This is a genomic window from Sulfuricurvum sp. (assembly GCF_049305995.1).
Lineage (GTDB): Bacteria > Campylobacterota > Campylobacteria > Campylobacterales > Sulfurimonadaceae > Sulfuricurvum.
Window position 1 is genome coordinate 1 of the sequence record NZ_JBAQPS010000206.1, and the last position, 5,609, is coordinate 5,609.

General features: G+C 45.9%; 4 protein-coding genes. 3 read left to right on the forward strand and 1 reads right to left on the reverse strand.

Going from position 1 to position 5,609, the window contains the following annotated elements; all coding sequences use genetic code 11:
• Positions 1–335: 335 nt before the first annotated feature.
• The gene (locus tag WA010_RS07060) at positions 336–1,130 is read right to left on the reverse strand and encodes a polysaccharide deacetylase family protein (RefSeq protein ID WP_422556428.1); all 795 of its coding nucleotides are present in this window, start codon (positions 1,128–1,130) and stop codon (positions 336–338) included.
• A 153-nt stretch (positions 1,131–1,283) separates the two neighbouring features.
• Here WA010_RS07060 and WA010_RS07065 point away from each other — a divergent pair, with 153 nt between their 5' ends.
• The 3 genes from WA010_RS07065 to WA010_RS07075 form a co-directional block, all read left to right on the forward strand.
• Complete coding sequence (locus WA010_RS07065) at positions 1,284–1,745, forward strand: MarR family winged helix-turn-helix transcriptional regulator (protein ID WP_422556429.1); 462 nt, start codon at positions 1,284–1,286, stop codon at positions 1,743–1,745.
• Entirely contained in the window at positions 1,742–2,872 is a 1,131-nt protein-coding gene (locus tag WA010_RS07070; protein ID WP_422556430.1) for an efflux RND transporter periplasmic adaptor subunit, read from the forward strand. Before WA010_RS07065 ends, WA010_RS07070 begins: the two co-directional genes overlap by 4 nt.
• 2 nt (positions 2,873–2,874) lie before the next feature.
• Positions 2,875–5,609, forward strand: a 2,735-nt coding sequence (locus tag WA010_RS07075; RefSeq protein ID WP_422556431.1) for an efflux RND transporter permease subunit, incomplete at its 3' end; no start/stop codon positions are given.

Consider the following 5,609-nt stretch of genomic DNA (forward strand, 5'->3'; position numbering starts at 1 on the left):
AACCAATCCCCCGTTCGCCCTGAGCCTGTCGAAGGGTAAATCGTTCATGGTTCGACTAGCTCACCACGAACGGAAATCTAACTTAGCGGTGTAACATTTAAAGCTAAATAATTTTGATTTTATTTTGTGGTATAATTTTCGCGTGACTAAAGCTTCGTAGAGTTAATGGAGCGGCAAAGGTCGGAGGGTTCGAAACCTCCGACCTTTTTTTTTGCCCTCCAAAAACTCTACGAAGGGGGATTTTATGGAAAAGCTTTTAGTCACATTTCTGCTTTTGTGCATTTTTGCACCTATGCTAAATTAGCGTAGCCAAGGGGACTTTCCCCTTGTCCCTCTCAATATTTCACAACCTCTTTTTTATCTTTGGGCATCCGATCTTCGCTCCCGTCCACCATTCTCTCAAAATCTTTGATCGTATGTTTGCTCACCACCATATAGCGTCCTAACGCCATCGTATTATCACCTGAAGAGGCATGCTTGCGATCAATCGTAAATGCTGCCGCATATCCTGCTTTTTTAGCATCAACGAGGAGTGCATCATCATAAATTCCAAACACCCATGCGAGGTATTTGATCTCATGTCCCGTTTTCTCTTCGAGTTTTTTCTTCGATCCGTTCAGCTGTTTGTCGACCGATTTAGCGTACTCTTCACTCGTGAGCGTTTTCTTCTCTTTTTTAAAATTCGGATGCCAGTAGGTGTGAGACTCGACACGGAACAGTTTGGTTGTTTCGAGTTCACGGAGTTGTTCCCAGTTCATAGCGTACTTGGCGTTGGAAATCGCACTCGGATAGATAAAGAGGGTCACGGGAATCTTGTATTTTTTGACGATAGGAGCCATATCGCTGTAAACACTTTTATGTCCGTCATCGACAGTAATCACCACCGATTTAGCGGGGATTGTTTTCACTTTGCCCGATAGGTACCCCATCGCCATATCAAGCGGTATAACACTATAACCATGTGTTTTAAGCCACTCCATCTGCTCGGCAAATGCGGTATTTTTGATCGTCATCGAATCGGAAACTTCCACCCCGAAACGGTGATAACACAAGACTGGGATTTTTTTGGGAGCTGCTGCCCCCCACAAAGATCCTACTAAAACCGCAACCATCAAAATCAATCGAAACATAAACGTAAAACCCTTTTGTAAAAATCGGCGGATTATAGCGCACAAATCCTCCTTAACGATTAACATTATTAACAAATAGAGCTTGACTTTGGAGTGTGATTTAAACTAGAATTCGTTCAATTAGTTGCATAGTCAACTATTTAGGAGTTTTTTATGAATCGATGTGAATGCCCAACGATAGAATCATTAGGGTGTCTTACCAACCTTTCGGCGATGGCGGCACGAAACTACCTCACTCGTCAACTCGCCCTCAATGGAATTGATATGACGATTGAGCAGTTCAAAGTGATGGTTGTACTATGGAAAGAGGGAACCTCTACCCAACAAAATATCGCCGATTTCGTCGGTAAGGATAAAACCTCCGTGACCCGACTCATCGCAGGTTTAGAAAAACGCTCTCTTATTCAAAGAGCAACGGCATGTCAGGATAAACGGTGCAACCATGTCACCCTTACTGAACAAGGGATTGCACTGGAAAAACCGACGATGAGTGTTTTAGCGGAAGCAACCCGATACATCCATCAAGGGATCGATCCAGACGAACTCGTCATTACCCTACGTGTCTTAAAACAGATGTGCCTCACTCTCAACTACACCTCAAAGGAATCCGAATGAACCGCCTAAGCACTATTACTCTATCCACCGCACTTATCATCACCATGAGCGGATGTGAACGCCCCAAAGCACCAGGGATGGAAAAACCGCCTGAGGGTCCAGTGCCCCTAACGACTACCGAGGTTAAAACCGGTAACTTTCCTGCGGTTTTAGAAGCGACAGGACAAACAGAGGCCTATAATACCGTCCAAATTTATGCACGTGTCAACGGATACCTCCAAAAACGCCACTATACCGAGGGTTCATTTGTCAAAGAGGGGCAAACACTCTTTGTGATCGATCCAAGCGATTTGAAAAACTCTTATAATACGGCAAAAGCGGCGTATGATTTGGCATCAGCGAATTACACTAACGCAAAAGCAGTATTCAATCGTATTAAACCACTAGCTCAGGCAAACGCCGCCAGTCAACAAGAGCTCGACACGGCTACTGCCAATGAACGAAACTCGGCGGCGGCACTTGCAGGGGCAGCAGCAGCATTCGAACAAGCCAAACTCAACCTCAGCTATACGACTATCAAAGCTCCGATGAGCGGGTTTGTCGATCAGTCTAAAGTCGATATCGGAACCTACATCAGTGCCGGAGCCAATGGATTACTCACAACGATGTATCAGAACAATCCAATCTATGTTCACTTCACGTTTAGTGAAAACCAAAAAATAGCCCGCCAAAATGCAATTGCCAGCGGAAAACTGATCACCCCAAAAGATAATGTATATGATGTGGAACTAACGCTAAGTGATGGCGTCGCACTAACACGAAAAGGTAAAATCGACTTTATCTCACCGTTTATTGATCCAACTACCGGAAACATCACCTACCGAGCGGTAATCGATAACAGTGACCATAAACTCCTCCCAGGGCAGTTTGTCAAAGTAAAAGTAAAAGGGATGGAGTGGAAAGATGCCCTCTACGTTCCTCAAAAAACGCTCCTTAGCGGTGAAAAAGGGAAATTTGTCTACGCCATCGAAGCCAATAATACCGTCACACCAAAACCGGTTGTCGCGGGAGAGTGGATCGGTGAAAATGTCATCATCGAAAGCGGTATTACTGCTGGGACAAAAATCGCTGCCGATTCGTTGCCTAAACTCAAACCGGGAGCGGAAGTCATTCCGAATGCGAAATAATTATGTTTAGTAAATATTTTATCAATCGCCCCGTTTTATCAGCAGTCATCGCGATGATTATTATGCTGCTGGGATTTGTGGCGATCAAAAGTCTCCCGATCTCGCAGTTACCAAATCTCACCCCCCCTACGGTTGTCGTGAATGCACAGTATCCGGGTGCGGATGCGCAAACCATCGCTAACACCATTCTCACCCCACTGGAATCTCAAATTTCAGGTGCGGATGGACTTATGTATATGTCCTCCAAAGCCGCTGCACTTCCTGGAAGCGCATCGATCACCTGTACCTTTAACATCGGAGTCAACCAAGACTTAGCCGCGGTTGACGTTCAAAACCGTATCAACTCTGTCATTGCTCAACTTCCTCAAACTACTCGTGATTTGGGTGTCACCGTTCAGAAAAAAACCTCTGATATTTTACTGATCGTTGCGATTACTTCACCGGATGGAAGCTACGATGCGACAGGGATCAGTAACTATATCTCCGCGAATCTACTCGATGAAGTGAAAAAAATCCCCGGTGCCGGACGAGCGCAAATCTTCGGTCAACGCGATTATGCGATGCGCATCTGGCTAAACCCTGATAAAATGGCATCTTTGGGAGTCAGCAGTGCTGAAATCGCAGCCGCGATCAAAGATCAAAACCTCCAAGTCTCCCCAGGGCGTTTAGGTCAAGCACCCACGAATGATGAGCAAATGTGGACGATGCAACTCACTTCAAAAGGGCGTTTTTCAACCGCTGAAGAGTTCCAAAATATCATTGTCCGTGCAAAACCTGATGGCTCGACATTGCGCCTTAAAGATGTTGCCCGTGTCGAGCTAGGGAGCCAAAACTACGAGTTTTTCGGACGCGTTAACGGTAAACCGGCTGCTATGATCGGTATTTTTGCCGATGTCAATGCCAACGCGTTAGACACTTCAGCCGCCGTTGCCGCTAAAATGGAAAAACTCTCGAAAAAATTTCCTCAGGGAATCGAGTATTCCATCCCTTACGATACCACCGATTTCGTCAAAATTTCGATTGAAGAGGTTGTTTTCACTCTCTTTGCTTCCATTATTTTGGTTAGCTTGGTTATTTATCTCTTTTTGCAAAGTGCCCGCGCCGCAATGATCCCGATCCTCTCTATCCCGATCTCACTAACAGGTGCTTTTATCGGGATGTACCTTCTGGGATATTCGATCAATACTCTCACCCTCTTCGGTCTCGTCCTCGCCATCGGGATTGTCGTCGATGATGCCATCGTCGTTATCGAAAACATGGAGCGGATTTTACAGAGCGAAAAACTCTCCCCTCGCGAAGCAGCGATCAAAGCTATGGCTCAAATCTCAGGGCCCGTCGTTGCCATCGTCCTCGTTATGTGTGCCGTCTTTATCCCTGCTACCTTTTTGGGTGGTATGACGGGTCAGCTCTACAAACAATTCGCCGCAACCATCGCGATCTCCGTTGTCTTCTCAGGTTTTATGGCGTTAACGTTTGCTCCGGCTATCGGTGCATTGATCCTCAAGCACCATAAAAATGAACCGGCTCGCTTTTTCCGATGGTTTAACCGTAAATTCGCCAATATGACCGATAACTATGTACGCCGATCCGGTTTTATGATCCGTAAATCGTTTATTTTCTTGATTATCTATCTATCCACTTACTTTTTTATCGGATTTTTTCACAAAACATTACCAAGTGCCTTCTTGCCGATGGAAGATCAGGGGTATTTTATCACCGCTGTCGTCTTACCCGATGGGGCAACCGCCAACCGTACATTAGAAGTGGTCAAACAAGTCGAGACTATTTTGAGCAAACAAGAGGGTGTAGCAAAATACACCGCTATCACAGGACTCAATATCCTCACCTTTTCTCAAGAGCCTAATGCCGCCGTTATCTTTACCCGTCTAAAATCGTGGGATGAACGCCCCACAAAAGAGCTTGGGGTATTTGGAATCTTAAACTCACTAGGACCAAAATTAGGAAGTATCAAAGAGGCAAAAGTATTTGCGATGCCACCTCCGCCGATTCGTGGAATGGGACCATCCGATATGTTCAGCTTGCGATTATTACAACCGGGAAGCAATGATTTTAACGCCCTAGCGAATGCAACCAATGCGTTTGTAGGTGATTTGCGCAACGATCCTAGTATCAAAAACCCGATGACCACCATGAATATCAATACACCGACACTAATGGTAGAAGTGGATCGTGACAAAGCAAAAATGATGGGGCTTGCCATCAGCGATGTCTACCAAACACTCCAAGCCACCATAGGGACGATGTACATCAACCAATTCGATAAAAACGGTAAAACCTACTGGGTACAAATGCAATCGGATTCTCCCTACCGTGCTACCCCCGCAGATATCGGACGCGCATGGGTTCGCTCAGGCGCAGGGCAGCTCGTACCATTATCGTCAGTTGTTCATGTCACCATGTCCAGTGCACCATCCTCGATTGAACACTTTAACGGTGTCCTCAGCACTACCGTAATGGGTTCTCCTGCACCGGGCTACAGTTCAGGTGATTTGATTAAAGTCATTGAGGCCAAAGGTGATACTCTTTTGCCGACAAGTGTCAGCTATGATTGGGACGGCTTATACCTCCAAGAGAAACTCGTCGGCTCCAAAGCATTGATGATTATGGCTTTCGCCTTAGTGATGGTGTATCTGATTCTCGCGGCATTGTATGAGCGATGGACATTGCCGATCTCGATTATGCTCGCCGTCCCCGATGGGATCATGGGGGCGTATGC

Bases quoted from the DNA above. Each gene is read 5' to 3' on its own strand.
- WA010_RS07060 (WP_422556428.1), bottom strand. From the start codon at position 1,130: ATGTTTCGATTGATTTTGATGGTTGCGGTTTTAGTAGGATCTTTGTGG.
- WA010_RS07065 (WP_422556429.1), top strand. From the start codon at position 1,284: ATGAATCGATGTGAATGCCCAACGATAGAATCATTAGGGTGTCTTACC.
- WA010_RS07070 (WP_422556430.1), top strand. From the start codon at position 1,742: ATGAACCGCCTAAGCACTATTACTCTATCCACCGCACTTATCATCACC.